A 1,182-nucleotide genomic window follows, 5' to 3' on the forward strand; every position below is an offset into this window, starting at 1 on the left:
TTGGACGGTCGAAATAAGCAATAAGTGAGTGTACATAATGAGTTTAGATAATAATTCTCATTCAGTGTTTTTGTTTGATTCTGGTTATGAAATATAGCAGAAAGATGCTGGACGATAAGATGTCAGAGAGAACAAAAGAAATCTTTGAAATATAGCACCTGTTGAAACAATCCATCAGTATATAGAGAGTCAGGGTGAGAAAGATAAACCGGGCAGTAAAAATAAGGATCTATCCAAATAAAGAACAGATAACCCAGATAGAGAAGACGATCGGCTGCAGTCGTTTTCTCTATAACCGGATGCTTGCGGATAAGATCCGTCATTATCAGGAAGAAAAAAAGATGCTGAAAAATACGCCGGCCGGATATAAAAAAGAATATCCATGGCTGAAAGAGGTAGATTTTCTTTATTTTGCCAGCCTGCTGTTCGACTGTGAAAACCAAACAGCGGAGAAAAGACAGGCGGAAAAATTCCTGGGGATGGATTTTGCCATGCATGGGATGTGTGTATTTTCTACCGGTGAAAGAGCCGGATATCCCATGTTTTACCGGAATGCAGAGAAAAAACTTGCCCGGGAACAGAGAAAACTTTCCAGATGTGAAAAGGGCAGCCGTAACTATCAGAAACAGAAGAAAAAGGTTGCTTTATATCATGAAAAGATAAAGAACCAGAGGAAGGATTTCCAGCATAAGCTCAGCCACAGCCTTGCAGAAGACTATGACGCAGTATGTGTGGAGGATCTGAACCTGAAGGGGATAGCCGGAGGCCTGCATTTCGGAAAAGGGATACAGGATAACGGATACGGTCAGTTCCTTTCCCTGCTTGGATATAAGCTGGAAGAACGTGGAAAATATCTGATAAAAGTAGACAGATATTTTGCATCCAGTAAGATATGCAGCGTATGCGGACATAAGAAGAAAGAGCTGGCATTATCAGAACGGATATACCTATGCGAATGTGGAAACCGGATGGACCGGGATGTGAATGCGGCGGTCAATATTCTGAAAGAAGGAAAAAGAATATATAAAAAATGTGCATAATAGCACAGAAAAGATCCGTAACCGGATAAAAAAAGAACCGCGGGACACGCGGGGATAGCCTGTTTTAGCTTTGCCCTGAAGGGCAATTGAGCAGGAAGCTCCCACTTCAAAATCTGTAAGATTTAAGTGGCGAGAGCATGTC

At 41.7% G+C, this 1,182-nt stretch carries 1 protein-coding gene; it reads left to right on the forward strand.

Going from position 1 to position 1,182, the window contains the following annotated elements:
• The first annotated feature begins 194 nt into the window (after positions 1 to 194).
• Positions 195 to 1,040, forward strand: a complete 846-nt coding sequence (locus AC058W_RS13095; protein ID WP_479390171.1) for an RNA-guided endonuclease InsQ/TnpB family protein — start codon at positions 195 to 197, stop codon at positions 1,038 to 1,040.
• Positions 1,041 to 1,182 lie beyond the last annotated feature (142 nt).

The organism is Blautia sp. CGZ-1-C1, from assembly GCF_056504575.1.